Here is a 17,125-nt window from a genome sequence, read left to right as displayed (position 1 = left end):
TATTCGACAACTATAATTTCGACTATCTCGATTGCGGAGTTTTCTTTATGTTTTTATTAATTAAGCCGTATAAAATGTACTAATGCTTTATTTTTTTTTCACAATTAATAAAAAAACTGGTTGGTAGTGATATGCTTTTTTAAAAATCCGTTCTACTTTTGAAATCTAAATTAAAATATTTTAATAAAAAATTAACTAAAACTAAAAGCCAAATACTAATCAAAACAATAGATATGAAAAAGGGAAAACCGACTTAACAAATTAATCGAAAAAGATCAGGAAGATTTTTTTTTAAATTCTTCCTGATAAAAAAGTTATTGTCAAGTGATAGTAACGCATTGTAAAAGTTATGAACTAACAAACAAACTAAATAATGGTTATAAATAATAAAACTAAAATGATTTTCAATAAAAATAAAATCGTATTCCTACAATTGGTTCTAGGATCTATGATAGCTACTACTTCGTACGCTGGAAATAGCAACGAAGTTAAATTTTTAGAAAAATACGATGTCCTTGCTACTAGAAATGTGGCAAGTATCGAAATCAATACGAATTTAAAATTGGTAAAAGCAAGTGCTATTGCATTTGATCAAATTACAGGAAAAGTAGTTGACGAACAAGGCTTGCCGCTTCCTGGAGTGAATATCGTTAAAAAGGGAGCTCAAATGGGAGCAAGTAGTGATATGGATGGTACTTTTACCATTGATGCTAAAAAAGGAGACGTATTTATTTTTTCTTATTTGGGGTTTACTGATCAAGAAGTTCAAATTAAGGACAACAACAAGCTGACTATCGTTTTAAGATCGCAAGCTCAGCAAATGAACGAAGTAGTTGTGGTAGGATACGGTACTGTGAAGCGTAAAGACTTAACAGGCTCGGTTTCTACTTTATCTGCAAAAGCATTTAAAAATCAGCCAGTATTAGACGGTGCTGCGGCAATACAAGGAAGAGTAGCTGGAGTTTCTGTTAGCGCAAACTCTGGAGCTCCAGGTGGAGATGTGAAAATTAGAATTAGAGGGGCCAACTCGATCAACGGATCAAATTCTCCATTGTATGTAGTTGATGGAATTGCTTTAGGAAGTATTGGTTTCAACCAAATCAATGTAAACGATATCGAATCGATGGAAGTTTTAAAAGATGCTTCTGCTACTGCAATTTACGGTTCAAGAGGAGCAAATGGTGTAATTATCATAACTACTAAAAAAGGAAAATCGGGCGTGGCTAAAATAGAGTTTAACAACTTTACCAGTTTTAACTCTCCGATGGAAAAGTATGATGTAATGGACGCAGTAACGTATGCTAAAATTGCTAACCTTTCTGCGCCTGGAGCATTTGCTAATCCAGATTCATTTGCTGGTAAAGGTACCGATTGGCAAGATTTAATTTTTGCAAACTCTATTACAACCAGCAACCAATTGTCTGTATCTGGTGGTTCAGAAAGTGTTAAATATTTTGTTTCTGGATTTCATATTGATCAAGGCGGACTTTTAATCAATACAGGTCAAAAGAAGTTTGGAGGTAGGTCTAATGTTGATATTAAAATTAGCAGTAAGTTAAGTCTGGGAGTAGATGTATTTGCTAGTAGAATTGAAGGTCATAATAATGATGACTACGGTTACAAAGGAAATCCAGTTATGGGAGCTGTTACTTGGGCACCAACTGAATTGGTTTATGATTCGGAAGGAATTTACAATGTGACAGGAGTTTCACCAATTTGGAACAATCCGTACATGACTAGTAAAGAAACCAACAAAGACTTTTTTAGAAATATTGGATCTTTTAATGGTAAAATTAAATACACAATTACAGATTGGCTTTCATTTACTAATAACTCAGGTTTAGAAATGCTAAATGAAAAAGCAGCGTATTTGCAAAACCAATGGTTGCAACCTTCTTACGGTTCTGGTCAATCGTATTCTGAAAATTACACGTTCCAAAACAGTAGTATATTAGAATTTAATAAAACTTTTGACAAGCATAACGTTAATGCTGTAGCCGTATTGGAGTCTTTGTCAAATACAAACAGCGGTTTTAAAGCATCGGGTTCTGGATTAGCGTCTTTAACTAACGGCTATTATAATTTAGGATTAAATGCTTCTCAAGCGATTTCTTCTTATTACTCTGATTACTCTTTGTTGTCTTATTTAGGTCGTGTTTCTTATGGATATGATGATAGATTTTTATTGACAGCAAGTTTAAGACGTGACGGTTCTTCTAAATTTCAAGGAGATAACAAATGGAGTACGTTTCCTTCTGTAGGTGCTGCTTGGAAACTTTCAAATGAGTCTTTTATTCAAGATCTAGACGTTGTTTCTAATCTTAAATTAAGAGCGGGTTGGGGAATTACAGGTAGCCAAGCAATTAATCCTTACAGCACTTTAGGATTGTTAAATAACTTGTCCTATTCTTATGGAACGGGTGTTTTATCTCCAGCATACAGTTTGGGTAGTCCATCTACACCAGATTTAAAATGGGAAACTACTGAGCAAAAAGATTTTGGAATTGATGTATCATTTTTAAACAATAGATTAAACATTAGTGCAGACTACTACGATAAAACAACATCAGATCTTTTGTTAAAAACAGTTGTAAATAATTATGACGGTGGAGGTTCTTTCTTCAAAAACGTTGGAGTGGTAAGTAACAAAGGATTTGAACTTGTAATTGACGGTACGCCTATCAAAACAGATAATTTTCAATGGTCTTCTGGTTTTAATTTTGCCTCTAACAAAAATAAAGTACAGAGTTTAGGTAAAGACGATTATATCAACATTCCGCACATTGGTGGTGGTTTAATTACTACTAATATTCAGGTTGTTAAAGTTGGAGAATCAATGGGTGCGTTTTATTTAATTCCATGGGAAGGAGTATACCAAACAGACGAAGGAACTCACAAAGCTGGAGATGCAAAATATAAAGATGTAAGTGGAAATGGTTCTATCGGTTTTGAAGACAGAGTAGTTTCTGGATCTGCAACTCCTAAAATTCAAGTAGGATTTAATAACACTTTTACGTATAAAAAATTCGAATTGAACGTTTTCTTTCAAGGATCTTTTGGAAATAAAGTATTTAACGCAACGTATGCTGCTGCTGCAATTCCTACAAGTGATAATAAATTTATTACGCTAGCCGATGCTGCAAATTACTGGACTCCAACAAACACAAGTTCAACTTGGGCAAATCCTGGTAATACAAGTAAGAGTTGGATTGAATCTACTCAGTTTTTACAAGATGGTAGTTATGTACGTATGAAGAACATTAGTTTATCTTACGATATTTCTAAAGACTTATTAAAATTTGCAGACATTAAATTAACAGTAAGTGCACAAAATTATTTAACATTTACAAAATACAAAGGATTTGATCCAGAAGCAAGTACAGTAACAGGAGACACTAATGCAGGTGTTGACTTAGGAGCTTACCCGTCACCTAAAACTATTACAGTAGGAGGTCAAATTAGATTTTAATAAAATTTTTTCCCTTATTATTTGTACTAGTGATAAGGGAATAATTTAAAATAATTTATAAAAAATAAAACGATGAAAAAATATTCTATATGCCTTTTAGCGGCAGCCTTTTTATCTTCTTGTTCAGGTGATTTTTTAGACGAGAATCCTAAAGGAAGTTTAACGCCAAGTAATTTTTATAAAACAGAGCAAGATTTTGACATGGCTCAAGCTGCTCTAGTGGTGCAGTTTAATGGTATGTTCAATCAATTGCAGGGTCCTGCCTATGCTGCTGATGATATTACTTCGAAAAGAACTGGTAACAAAATTGAATTTTCTGATTTTGATGTGTTTAATGCAACGTCGTCCAATAATAGAATGACAGCGCTTTGGAATTATGCGTACAGTACGATTAAATCGGCTAATTCACTTGTTGCTAATTATAATGAGGCCACAGATGTAAAAGAAGAAGTACGAAATAATGCAGGTGGTATGGGTTACTTTATGCGTGCTATCAGTTATTTTTATTTAACAAGAACATGGGGTGAAGTTCCTATGCCTACCGATACTAAAATTGATGAAAATAGATCAAATGCAAAAGTGCAAGAAATCTATGAATTAATGATTGCCGATCTTCAAAAAGCAGAAACCATGTTACCAGATCATTGGACAGGTTTAAAGCAACAAAATGGCGTTGATATTTTTCCCACAAAAGGATCTGCTAAATCATTGCTAGCTAGTGTGTATTTAAATATGGCAGGATGGCCAATTAAAGACGAAAGTAAATATGCGTTAGCAGCTGCAAAATCCAAAGAAGTAATTGATAATAGTGCAACTTGGGGCTATGATCTTTTACCTAATTATGGTGATTTATGGAGAATTAAGAACAAATTTAATAAAGAAACTGTTTTTGGATGTTACTATAATGTAAATGTTCCTGAATATGTTTGGGAAAACGGTAGCCAAAATGGACCATTGTCAACAGGTCCAGATTTTGAAGAAGGTGGTTGGGATGATTTATTAGGAGATATTACTTTTTATGAAAATTTTCCTGAAGGTCCTAGAAAAGCGGCTACCTATCAAGAAGAATATTTTGTAAAAAACAACCCTAATAATGTAATAACTTGGCAACAAACACAACAAAAGCATCCTTACTTTTGGAAGTACAGAGATACTAACGATTATGACTGGGCTACCCATTCAAGTCCAAACTGGTGGGGAGACGCAACTAGTTATCTAATTCGTTATTCTGATGTATTGCTTATTTATGCAGAATCGCAAGCTATGGCTTCTGGTGCAGATGCTTCTGCATATGCAGCTATAAACAAGGTGAGAACTAGAGCTGGATTGGCAAACTTGACAGCAGGTTTATCACCAAAAGATTTTAAAGATGCTGTTGTAGCAGAAAGAGGTTGGGAATTTGCAGCTGAATTTGGTAATAGATGGTTTGATTTATTGAGAACAGAAACGGTTCAAAAAATGAATTCGACTAGAGATGCTAGCGAAGCTGCTCTTATCAATCAAGCAGACGATGCAAGTCATAAATATTACTGGGCACCGATTCCTTTCGTAAAATAGGTCCAAAGTAAGTGTTTGTTTACTTACAATAGTAAAATAAGTTAAACCATTACTCTCATTTACCGATGTTTAAAATTCAGTGAATGATAGTAATGGTTTTTTTTTAATGCCTAAACAAGTAGCTAAATAGCAAAAATATAAAATATCTTTTTGCTCTAAAGCCATAAAAATAACTGGTAGGTTCTAGTGTGTTCTTGAAACAAAGAGTTCTATTTTTGAATTTCTAGAGTTCCTAAAATCATCCAATTGTAGTCCAATCGATTCCCAATTATTACTAATATAAGTTAGACTTCCAGTCAGTATTGTATTGTTGCTTGAAACCATAAAATTTAAATTAAACTAAACTAAATATCATGAAAATAAATACTCACTACAGTTGTTTTCTTCTGCTACTAAGTTTTTTTTACCTTGGATTATATAGCAGTAAAGCTCAATCAAAAGAGGCAAAGTCAAAACCCAATATAGTTATAATTTATCTAGACGATCTTGGCTACGGTGATTTGAGTTGCTACGGAGCAACAGCGCTTCAAACACCAAATATTGATGCTTTGGCAAAAGGAGGCATACGTTTTACCGACGGCTACGCTACTTCGGCAACTTGCACGCCAAGTCGATACGGCATGTTAACAGGACAATATCCTTGGCGTAATAAAAATGCTAAAATTTTACCCGGAACTGCACCATTATTGTTAACTACCACGCAAGAAACGATTCCGAAGATGTTAAAAAAAGAAGGCTATCAAACCGCTGTTATCGGAAAATGGCATTTGGGTTTAGGTAGCGGTGATACCGATTGGAATAAAAAAATTACTCCAGGTCCTAACGAAGTTGGCTTTGATGAATCGTATATCATGGCAGCTACTCAAGACCGAGTGCCTACAGTTTATATAGAAAACGGAACAGTAGCGAATCTGGATGCTAATGATCCGATAAGTGTAAATTACGATACTAATTTTGAAGGAGAACCTACTGCACTTTCAAATCCGGAACTTTTGAAAATGAAATGGGATCACGGCCACAATAACAGTATTGTAAACGGAATTCCGCGCATCGGATTTATGAAAGGTGGAGAAACAGCAAAATGGAAGGATACAGATATGGCTTCTAGTTTTTTAACTAAAGCGCAGAATTATGTAAAAACTCATAAAGAAAAACCGTTCTTTTTATATTATGCAATGCAGCAACCGCACGTTCCTCGTACGCCATCAGCGCAATTTGCTGGTAAATCAGGTCTTGGTCCGAGAGGTGATGTTATTTTGGAGGCCGATTGGTGTGTCGGTGAATTTGTGAAGACCTTAGAAAACGAAGGTATTTTAGAAAACACATTAATTGTATTTTCAAGTGATAATGGTCCCGTTCTAAACGATGGCTACGCCGATGATGCCGTAGAAAAAACAGGCGATCATAAGCCTGCAGGAAAACTAAGAGGAGGGAAATACAGTCTTTTTGAAGGTGGAACTAGAGTTCCGTTTATTACCTACTGGAAAGGAAAAATCAAACCTGGAGTTTCCAACGCAATAGTTTTTCAACTGGACTTATTAGCCTCCTTCGCTTCTTTAACAGGAGAACAAAAAATAATTTCAGACAGTAAAAACTACTGGCCTGTACTTTTAGGAAAAAGTACCAAAGGAAGAGAAAGTTTAATTTTAGAGGCTGATGGAAATACGGCTTTGCGACATGAAAATTGGTTTATGATTCCGCCTTACAATGGAGCAGCATTCAATAAAAATGTGAGTACTGAACTTGGTAAATCATCAGAATATCAATTGTATGATTTGAGAAATGATGTAGGTCAGCAGCAAAATTTAGCTTCTTCTAAAAAGAAAGAATTAGCAAAATGTATTGCAATTTATAACGATTTAAAAGGCGATGAATAACAAAATATTTATATATGAAAATTAGAAATAAATAAGCCGACATATCATGAGTTTTATGGAGATAATTTGCACTCGTTATGTTTCTCACTTTTTAATAAAGTAAAAAAAATAGTATGGTAAGAACAGTTAAAACTCTTGGGGGAATTTGTTGCATGATTTCTTTGGTTCTTGGTTGTAAAACGACTAACCAGAAAGAAATTGTAAGCACCAAAAAACCCAACGTAATCTTTATTCTGGCAGATGACTATGGAGTTAATGATCTTAGTTTTTCTGGAAGTAAATATTACGAAACACCAAACATAGATCAACTTGCGAAAGAAGGTGTGGTGTTTACTTCGGGTTATGCAGCTTGTCAGGTATGTAGTCCTTCAAGAGCTAGTATTATGTTAGGTCAATCTACAGCAAGACATGGAATTACCGATTGGATTGGTGCTACTTCTGGAACGAATTGGAGAGTGCAAGGCAATAATGATAAAGTAATTCCGGCAGACTACAAACATGGCCTTTCTTCTACTGATGTAACCATTGCTGAAGCGATGAGAGTAGGAGGATATAAGACATTCTTTGCTGGAAAATGGCATTTGGGCAATGGTGATTCAACTCCTGAAAATAATGGTTTTGATATCAATAAAGGAGGATGGGAAGTAGGTAGTCCTGCGGGTGGCTATTATGGGCCTTGGGAAAATCCAAAATTGCCGTACAAATATAAAGGAGAGAATCTTTCGATGCGATTGGCACAAGAAACAGCCGATTTTATTTCCGATAATAAAAACAAACCCTTTTTTGCATTCTTGTCTTTTTATGCCGTTCATGGACCTATAGAAACTACGCAAGAAAAATGGAGCAAATACAGAGACAAGGCTGAAAAATTAGGTATTGCCGATTCTGGATATAAAATGGAACACGTACTGCCGATTCGAGTGGAGCAGGATAATCCAATTTATGCTGGATTAGTTGAAACCATGGATGATGCTGTTGGATTGCTAATGAAAAGACTGAAAGAGTTGAAATTAGATAAAAATACGATTGTGATTTTTACGTCAGACAATGGTGGTGTAGCAAGTGGTGATTCGTTTTCTACATCAAATTATCCTTTACGAGGAGGAAAAGGCTACCAATGGGAAGGCGGAATTAGAGAACCGTATTTTATAAAACTTCCTGCTATGCAAAATGCTCCTAAAACCGTAAGTTTTCCTGTTTCGGGCATTGATTTCTATCCTACGATACTTGAATTGGCGGGTGTAAAAAGCAAACCAGTACAAAAAATAGATGGCATTAGTTTAGTGCCACTTTTAAAAGGGAAAACTATAACTAGTAGGCCTCTTTTTTGGCATTATCCTCATTATGGAAATCAAGGGGGTGAGCCAGTTAGTAGTATTAGACTAGAAGAATGGAAACTAATTCATTATTGGGAAGATGGCCGCGACGAGCTTTATAATTTAGTAAACGATCCTGCAGAGAAAAAAGACGTTTATAGAGAAAACACCAAAGTAGGGCAAGAATTGAGAGCAAAGTTAGATACGTTTCTAGCCGAAACTAATGCTAAAATCCCAAAAGCAGATCCGAATTACGATTCCGTTTTAGCTCAAAAACAGTATGAAACGCGCGAGAATACTATGCTTCCCGAATTAGAGAGGCAACGCAAAGCAATTTTAAATAAGGATTTTGTGCCAAATAAAGATTGGTGGAATAGTAAAGCTACCAACGATTAATTTCTAAAAAAAAAGTAAAATTTGATAATGTTGCTTTTAATTTTTATCAGCTTCATCGTTAAAATTAGATTTAGCAAAAGAGCGTCATCTCTCGTATGAAAGAGGATCTAATTAAGCGCACAAATTTTTTTTAATAAAACAACTGTAAAACTGGTAGGTACTAGTATGTATTTATACTGTTTTATTTTAGATTTGTATTTTTAAGTTTTTAATGAAATGTCGTATTTTAAATTGATTCTTTAATTTATTTACATTTTGTTTTTTTAATTCACTGCCAAAATTAATAAGTAGTACGATAAATGGATAATTATACCTTAACAAATCAAAATGGCATAAGCGTTACACTGTTGAGGTATGGCGCAACGCTTTCCTCTATTATAATTCCTTTAAAAAATGGCAAGAAAGTAGATGTAGTTCTTGGATTTGATTCTATTGAAAAGTATATCAAATCGTTTGATTCCGCAGGAGCGCCTTATTTTGGAGCTACAGTAGGACGATATGCCGGTAGAATAAGTAGAGGTGTTTTTTCATTAAACGGTCAAGAATATCAATTGCATCAGAATAACCATGGTAATTGTCTACATGGTGGAGCTGTTGGTTTTAGTCAAAAAGAATGGCAAATAGCCGCTCAAAATTCCGATAAAAACCCGTCGGTGACTTTTAAGTACATCAGTCCAGATTTAGAAGAAAATTTTCCAGGAGAATTACAAATTGAAGTTACTTATACGCTAACCGAAAAAAATGAAGTTTGCATCGAGTACGCTGCAGTGTCATCAAAAGACACGATTGTCAATTTAACGCATCACAGTTATTTTAATTTAGAAGGACACGATGCTGCCATTGTAGATCAAGAATTATTTGTCAATGCAAAGGAAGTCTTAGAAACTAATTGTGACAATGTGCCATCGGGAAAAATGATTGCTTTACAGGATCATGCGTTTGATTTTTCTACCATTAAAAAATGTCCAACTACTATTGACAGTACGTTTGTCGTGGCTGACAACGCAGAAGTAGCGGCGACTTTAGTGAGTAAGAAAAATGGACTTCAAATGGATGTTACCACCACTCAACCTGGAATTCATATTTATGTGGGCGGTAATTGTTCTGAGGATCTAAAAGGAAAAGAAAATGCGAGGTATCATGCTTTAAGCGGAATTTGTTTTGAAACGCAAAATTTTCCTGATGCACCGAATCATAAAAATTTTCCAACAGCAGTATTGCGCAAGGGCGAAAAATACTATCATAAAACAACATACAGGTTCCAAAATATATAAGGATCCCCAAAAATATATATTATGAATGAAATTTTAATAAAAAATACTACTAACGCTTTTAAAGAAAAGTTTGGCACAGAACCAAAGACCATTGTTCTTTCGCCAGGTAGAATTAATATTATTGGCGAGCACGTAGATTATAATGACGGTTACGTGTTACCTGCAGCAATAGACAAAGTGATTTGTTTTGCTTTTGAAAAAAACAACAGTACTACGTCGAAAATATTTGCAATAGATTTAGACGAAGAATTTGAAATAGACTTAAATTCAGAAATGAAATTAAATAATGCTATCTGGACTAATTATTTTTCAGGCATTATTAAATATTTAAAAGAAGCAGGACTTTCTTTCGAAGGAGTAAATTGTACTTTTAGTAGTAATATTCCAATTGGTTCAGGTTTGTCGTCTTCAGCAGCTTTAGAATGTGGTTTTCTTTTCGGATTAAAATCCGTATTTAATTTTGAAATTTCAAAAAAAGATATGGCTTTAATGGGACAAAAAGCAGAACATTGGGTAGGCATCAATTGCGGAATTATGGATCAGTTTGCCAGTGTTCACGGTAAAAAAGACAAAGTAATGAAGTTAGATTGCAATACGTTGGAGTTTTCATATCATGACGCTAATTTTAGCGATTACTCTTTGGTTTTGTTAGATAGTAACGTAAAACATTCGCTGTTTACATCGGCATACAATACTCGACGTGAAGAGTGCGAAGAAGGTTTTAAAATGCTGAAAGAAAATTTTCCATCTCTAAAAACTTTTAGAGATTGTACCACTGACCAAGTAGTGGAAATAAAAGATAAATTAAGTCCCAATGTGTATAAAAGGGTAGATTATGTGGTCAAAGAAATTGCCCGTGTAAGTCTAGCTTGTGCAGCTTTGGATGCTGGAAATATTGAAGTGCTAGGTCAATTACTTTTTGACACGCACGAGGGTTTGTCTAAAGATTACGAGGTAAGTTGTGCAGAACTAGATGCTTTGGTTGGTTATGCTAAAGATGACGCTTCAGTTATTGGTTCGCGTTTAATGGGTGGTGGCTTTGGAGGTTGCACCATCAACTTAATCAAAAAAGGGCAAGAAGAAGCAGTCAAAGAAAAATTTGCAGCATTGTACGATAAAGAATTTGGAATAGAATTGAAAACCTACGATGTCAAAATCAGTGAAGGGACTTCACTATATAAAGGATAAACCAATGAAAAAATTTGATATATACGAAGATCCACATAGAAGATACAATCCGTTGTTAGACGAATGGGTTTTGGTTTCGCCACACCGATCGAAACGTCCGTGGCAAGGTCAAAACGAAACAATTTCTACCGAAAAAAGACCAAAATACGATCCGGAATGTTACTTATGTCCTGGAAATGTGAGAGCCAACGGACTTCAAAATCCAGAGTATAAAGACTGTTACGTTTTTGAGAATGATTTTGCCGCGATGAAAGAAGAAGAACTAGCTTTTGAATCCGACATAAAACCTACTTTTTTTAAATCGCAACCCGAACGCGGAATTTCGAGAGTAGTTTGTTTCTCGCCTAGGCATGATTTAACACTTCCAGAAATGGAAGAAAAAGATATTGAAAATATTATACGCACATGGCAACAAGAATATACAGCTTTAGGTGCAAAGGATTTTATCAATTACGTACAAATTTTTGAAAATAAAGGAAGCGTGATGGGCTGCAGTAATCCGCACCCGCACGGTCAAATATGGGCACAGTCATCACTTCCTACACAAGTGTCCAGAACACAAGCAAATTTTAAAAAATACTACGCTGAAAATCAGTCGAGTCTTTTAGGAGATTATTTAAAACAAGAAGTAGCGCAGCAGGAAAGAATTGTAATCGAAAACGAGTATTTCGTGGTGTTGATTCCGTTTTGGGCCATTTGGCCCTATGAAACGATGATTGTAAGTAAGCGTCATTTTGGTAAAATTACCGATATGACCGACGAAGAAATTAAAGCGTACGCCGCAATTTTAAAAGCAATTACCGTTAAATACGATAATTTATTCAGTACGTCTTTTCCTTATTCTTCTGGAATTCATCAAACGCCGACCGATGGAGAAGCCCATCCAGAATGGCATTTTCACATGCATTTTTATCCACCATTATTGCGTTCTGCTACAGTCAAAAAATTCATGGTCGGTTACGAATTGTTAGGTGAATCACAGCGCGACATTACCGCAGAAAAAAGTGCAGAAATTTTACGCAATTTACCAGATGTACATTATAAATTGAATAGTAAATAAAAGATTGGATTTATTCGCTTATTTTTAAGCATATATAATATAAGTATTTGTTTATTAGTGTAATTAGAACCAATAGAGTTGCCAAATTGATAGTTAAAAATTTAAAAATACAACAATGAAAATCTTAGTTACAGGAGGTTTAGGTTTCATCGGTTCCCATACCGTGGTAGAATTGCAACAAGAAGGATTTGAGGTAATTATTGTAGATAATTTGTCTAATTCATCGATTGATGTGTTGCAAGGAATTCAATCTATTACTGGTAAAGAGCCCATTTTTGAAAATATCGATTTAAGAAATAAAGTAGAAGTGCAGGCATTTTTTAAAAAACATACTGATTTATCAAATGTGATTCATTTTGCAGCATCAAAAGCTGTGGGCGAAAGTGTTGAAAAACCGTTGGACTATTATGAAAATAACATCAGCTCTTTAGTTTATTTATTACAAGAACTAAAAAATAAGCCAGAAGCAAATTTTATTTTTAGCTCTTCTTGCACGGTTTACGGTCAAGCCGAAAAAATGCCAATAGATGAAAATTCACCTATTCAGCCGGCTGTTTCTCCTTATGGAAATACCAAGCAAATGGGAGAGGAGATTATTACTGATACGGCGAAAGTAACTAATATGTCAGCAATTTTATTGCGTTATTTTAATCCAGTTGGAGCGCATTCGTCAAATGCAATCGGAGAATTGCCTTTGGGAGTTCCTCAAAATCTAGTACCATTTATAACTCAAACGGGAATTGGTTTGCGTAAAGAATTATCAGTTTATGGAGCCGATTATGACACCGCAGACGGAACTTGTATTCGTGATTATATACATGTCGTTGATTTAGCCAAAGCCCACGTTGTAGCGTTAAAGCGTTTGATTGATAAAAAAAATAAAGACAAAGTAGAAGTTTTTAATTTAGGTTCTGGCGTAGGCAGTTCGGTGTTGGAGGTGATTCAGGCTTTTGAGAAAGTTAGCGATCAAAAATTAGCTTACAAAATAGTAGACAGACGCGAAGGTGATATTACTAGAGCGTATGCAAATACAGATAAAGCCAATGAAGTATTAGGTTGGAAAACAGAATTAAGTTTAGAAGATGCCATGGCCAGCGCTTGGAAATGGGAACAAAAAATTAGAAAATAAAATAAGAAGAATTTAATTTTATGAAAATATTGTAATGGAAACACATTTTGGATTAGTAGATTATTTAGTTTTTGCAGCGTACGCTGTATTAATTTTAGGTGTAGGTTTATGGGTTTCGCGCGATAAAGACGGACATGAGAAAAACGCCGAAGATTATTTTCTGGCTAGTAAGTCATTACCATGGTGGGCGATTGGATCTTCACTTATCGCAGCAAATATTTCGGCAGAACAATTTATTGGTATGTCAGGATCTGGTTTTGCGTTAGGTTTAGCAATCGCATCTTACGAATGGATGGCTGCGTTAACGTTGATCATTGTAGGTAAATATTTCTTGCCAATTTTTATCGAAAAGGGAATTTATACCATTCCACAATTTGTCGAAAAGCGATTTTCAACTAATCTAAAAACAATTTTAGCGGTTTTCTGGATCGCTTTGTATGTTTTCGTAAACTTAACAACCGTTTTATACTTAGGAGGTTTAGCAATCGAAACAATTTTGGGTGTAAAAATGGTTTATGCCATCATTGGTTTAGCCTTATTTGCAGCTGCGTATTCTTTATACGGAGGTCTTTCTGCTGTAGCGTGGACTGATGTTATTCAAGTTATATTTTTAGTACTGGGAGGTTTAGTAACTACGTACTTGGCATTAGATACTGTTTCTAACGGAGCAGGAGCTATTGAAGGGTTGAAAGCTATTTACAATGCGGCGCCCGATCATTTTACAATGATTTTAGATGAGTCAAGTCCAGAATACTCTAATTTACCAGGAATTGGTGTTTTAGTAGGTGGTCTTTGGGTTGCCAACTTGTATTATTGGGGATTCAATCAGTACATTATTCAACGTACTTTGGCGGCTAAATCATTAAAAGAAGCACAAAAAGGAATTTTATTAGCCGCTTTCTTAAAATTAATTATTCCGCTTATTGTTGTAATTCCAGGAATTGCGGCTTACGTAATTATTAAAGATCCAGCAATAATGGCACGATTAGGTGTTACCGCTTTAGAAAATTTACCAGGTGTAGGAACAGCAGACAGAGCGTATCCGTGGTTGTTGCACTTTTTGCCTACCGGTTTAAAAGGATTGGCTTTTGCAGCTTTAGCGGCGGCAATTGTATCGTCTTTGGCCTCCATGCTAAATTCGACGTCAACGATTTTCACAATGGACATTTACAAACAGTACATCAATAAAAATTCAAGCGAAAAGAATTTGGTAAAAGTGGGTCGTTTGTCTGGAGGTATTGCTTTACTAATAGCAGTAATTACAGCTCCTTTATTAGGAGGTATTGACCAAGCGTTTCAATTTATTCAAGAATATACCGGTGTCGTTAGCCCAGGTATCTTAGCGGTTTTCCTTTTAGGTTTATTTTGGAAGAAAACAACTAACAAGGCGGCAATTTGGGGCGCTTTGCTTTCTATTCCTATCGCAATGTTCTTTAAAATTGGTCCAAAAGGTTGGGTTTCAGGATCAGGTCTTGAAAACATTTTCCCTACACTACCGTGGATGGATCAAATGGGAATAACAGCAGTTCTTACCATGATCATTATTGCAGTAATAAGCTTAACTCAGAACAAAGGAGTTAATGATCCTAAGGCAATTACATTAAGTAAGAGTTTATTTAAAACATCTCCATTATTCAACATTTGTGCTTTTGCTATCATGATCATTTTAGTAGCAGTATATGCTGTTTTTTGGAAATAAAAATACGTTTAGAATTCCACACTTCTAAACTTAGGTTGGTTTGGTTAGCCAAAAAAGGAGCTGTAATGGCTCCTTTTTATTTGTCTTTATTTTAAAATTTTTGGTTTGATGAATCTCTTGGTTAGTAGATTTTTTTTTAAGATTATTTTGCTTTGAATTTTTATCTGTACGATATAAAAGAAGTTAACTAGAAGTTAAAATTAGTTGTTTAAGTGCTGTTTTTTTTGCGCTTGCAAACATTAAACATATCTTCGCAACAATGAACAAGTGTTTACAAAATAGAACGAAATCCTTGTTGCGACATTTATTTTCAATTGTCGCAGTAACTGTGGTGCTTTTTTCTACTTGTTCTGTAAAGAATGAAATAAAAGAAATTTTAGGAATTCCAATCGCAATCGAGCAAAATGGAAACCAAAGAGTTACTTTATTTTCTACTGCTCTATCTGATCTTTGTGCGAACGCTTTTAATGCTGATGTATCGCAATCTCCAAAAATCACATTACTTTCTTCAAATTTAGTAGCATTTGTCACTTTAAGTGCAATTGTAATGCTTCTTTTTTCTGTTTATGAAATTGAAAAAAGAAAACATCCCCGCTACAATAGCTTAAAAATCACGGATTCTTTTCCGATTTTCCTGCTGTACCGCAAACTCATCATTTGATAAAATAGTAGTTTTAGTTGTGCCTTTCAAAATTCTTCTGAAAAGGCATCTTTCAGTACATCAATTTTTTAATTAGATGATCAAATTCTGATCTCAAAAACTATTATTTAGTATGGTCAAATTAGTATTGGCGGTCACATTCCTGTGGCTAGTCACGGGAATAACAGTTCCCTTATATGCCCAACAATCTTCTAACAATTTAGCTGATTTGTGGCGAAACGTAGCCGAAAATTACGCCGGTATTAAAGCCAAACAAACTGCTACTGATGCTGCTGCCTTGAATGAGCGTGCGGTTCAATCTAATCACCTTCCGCAAATCAAAGCACAAGCACAAAGTAGCTACGGAACGTATAATGGAGCTGGCGGTGCATTTTTCCCGCAAGCTGGATTTTTTAATGTGAGTGGCGATGCTTCCTTGCATGGCGCTTCGCTTTCTTCCAATTCATTTGGATCTGCTGTGGTAGATTGGGAAGTTTTTTCTTTTGGGAAACTTCAAAATGAAACCCAAGCGGCGCGATCGTTAACCAATAAAGCAAGCAGCGAAAAAGAGACCTATGTGCTCACGCTTAAAAAGCTTTTATCCGAAAGGTATATCAAACTCTTATACAACAAAACAAAACTATCGTGGAATGAAAAAACGCTCGAACGACTAGATGAGATTCGATTGATTACTTCAGGTTTATCAAAAGCGGGATTAAAACCTGCTGCCGATAGTTTGTTGGCTTCATCTGCCTATACACAATCACTCGCACAAAATGATAAATTAGAAGGAAACAGTAGTGCTGCGCTTATTAAACTTCAAGAACTTTCTGGTAAGGAAATGATACAGTTCAATAGTGCGTTGTCGCATTTTGCTAAACCTATGGTTTACATCGAAGAACGGACCGCAATAATTGTTGATTCGCATCCTGTTCTGGCGACACTAAAACATCAGACCGAATTTTACAGATCTAAAAGTGCAGTCGAGAAAAGCGCTTCTTTACCATCCGTTCATTTTTTGGGAGGCTTGTCATACAAAGGCAGCAGCATCAATGACAACGGTTATGTTTCTGGAAAATGGGAAGATGGTTTTTCTAATAATGCCAATAATTTTTTAGCTGGCATTGGAATCACATGGAATATTACAAACGTGCTTACCAACAACTATAAAAGCAACCGTTTGGGCAAAGAAGCGGAAAGTGTGGCGCATCTTCATGCCCAATACGAGCAAGCAATGCAAGCAGATTTAACGGCGGCACAAGTGCAAATTAGTCAACAATTTAAACAAATTGAAAAAACGAGCACAGCAGTAAAACAAGCCAATGATGCGTATAATATGTACTTGTCACGTTACAAGAGCGGACTTATTGCGCTGAATGAACTGTTGCAAATTCAACTTTTATTTGAAGTGGCAGAAAATCAGCATTTAGAAGCATCGCGTGACTATTGGATGTTGGTCGCTTATGAAGCAGAATTGACTTCAGATTTTAATTTTCTCTTCACTAATCTTTAAATCAATT

The 17,125-nt window shown here is 35.2% G+C and carries 11 protein-coding genes; all 11 read left to right on the top strand.

The genetic code is table 11. The annotated features are described in order from the left end of the window. The first annotated feature begins 397 nt into the window (after positions 1 to 397). The 11 genes from AP058_RS03605 (at position 398) to AP058_RS03555 (ending at position 17,118) form a co-directional block, all read left to right on the top strand. Positions 398 to 3,469, top strand: a complete 3,072-nt coding sequence (locus AP058_RS03605; protein WP_197413375.1) for a TonB-dependent receptor — start codon at positions 398 to 400, stop codon at positions 3,467 to 3,469. A 72-nt stretch (positions 3,470 to 3,541) separates the two neighbouring features. Then, on the top strand, positions 3,542 to 5,026 hold the full coding sequence (locus tag AP058_RS03600; protein ID WP_066306998.1) for a RagB/SusD family nutrient uptake outer membrane protein: 1,485 nt from the start codon (positions 3,542 to 3,544) through the stop codon (positions 5,024 to 5,026). A gap of 353 nt (positions 5,027 to 5,379) precedes the next feature. Next, positions 5,380 to 6,903 carry an arylsulfatase gene (locus tag AP058_RS03595; protein WP_066306996.1) on the top strand — a complete coding sequence of 508 codons (1,524 nt, stop codon included), beginning with the start codon at positions 5,380 to 5,382 and terminating at the stop codon, positions 6,901 to 6,903. Positions 6,904 to 7,016: 113 nt separating this feature from the next. After that, complete coding sequence (locus AP058_RS03590) at positions 7,017 to 8,615, top strand: sulfatase (protein WP_231739498.1); 1,599 nt, start codon at positions 7,017 to 7,019, stop codon at positions 8,613 to 8,615. A 299-nt stretch (positions 8,616 to 8,914) separates the two neighbouring features. Next, positions 8,915 to 9,889 (top strand): aldose epimerase family protein, encoded by a 975-nt coding sequence (locus AP058_RS03585; protein ID WP_066306992.1) that lies wholly within the window; start codon positions 8,915 to 8,917, stop codon positions 9,887 to 9,889. Between the two features lie 21 nt (positions 9,890 to 9,910). Beyond that, entirely contained in the window at positions 9,911 to 11,077 is a 1,167-nt protein-coding gene (galK, locus tag AP058_RS03580; protein ID WP_066306990.1) for a galactokinase, read from the top strand. Positions 11,078 to 11,081: 4 nt separating this feature from the next. Continuing rightward, the gene (locus AP058_RS03575) at positions 11,082 to 12,137 is read left to right on the top strand and encodes a UDP-glucose--hexose-1-phosphate uridylyltransferase (protein ID WP_066307080.1); all 1,056 of its coding nucleotides are present in this window, start codon (positions 11,082 to 11,084) and stop codon (positions 12,135 to 12,137) included. 115 nt (positions 12,138 to 12,252) lie between these two features. After that, complete coding sequence (gene galE / locus AP058_RS03570) at positions 12,253 to 13,266, top strand: UDP-glucose 4-epimerase GalE (protein WP_066306987.1); 1,014 nt, start codon at positions 12,253 to 12,255, stop codon at positions 13,264 to 13,266. Between the two features lie 34 nt (positions 13,267 to 13,300). Continuing rightward, positions 13,301 to 14,965, top strand: coding sequence for a sodium/sugar symporter (locus AP058_RS03565; protein ID WP_066306985.1), 1,665 nt, complete (start codon positions 13,301 to 13,303; stop codon positions 14,963 to 14,965). Between the two features lie 259 nt (positions 14,966 to 15,224). Next, entirely contained in the window at positions 15,225 to 15,626 is a 402-nt protein-coding gene (locus AP058_RS03560) for a hypothetical protein (RefSeq protein ID WP_066306984.1), read from the top strand. A gap of 112 nt (positions 15,627 to 15,738) precedes the next feature. Continuing rightward, the gene (locus tag AP058_RS03555) at positions 15,739 to 17,118 is read left to right on the top strand and encodes a TolC family protein (protein ID WP_066306982.1); all 1,380 of its coding nucleotides are present in this window, start codon (positions 15,739 to 15,741) and stop codon (positions 17,116 to 17,118) included. The last annotated feature ends 7 nt before the right edge of the window (positions 17,119 to 17,125 follow it).

It is taken from the genome of Flavobacterium sp. TAB 87 (assembly GCF_001529295.1).
Taxonomy (GTDB): Bacteria; Bacteroidota; Bacteroidia; order Flavobacteriales; family Flavobacteriaceae; genus Flavobacterium.
This window is presented reverse-complemented; position numbering and strand designations above follow the sequence as displayed.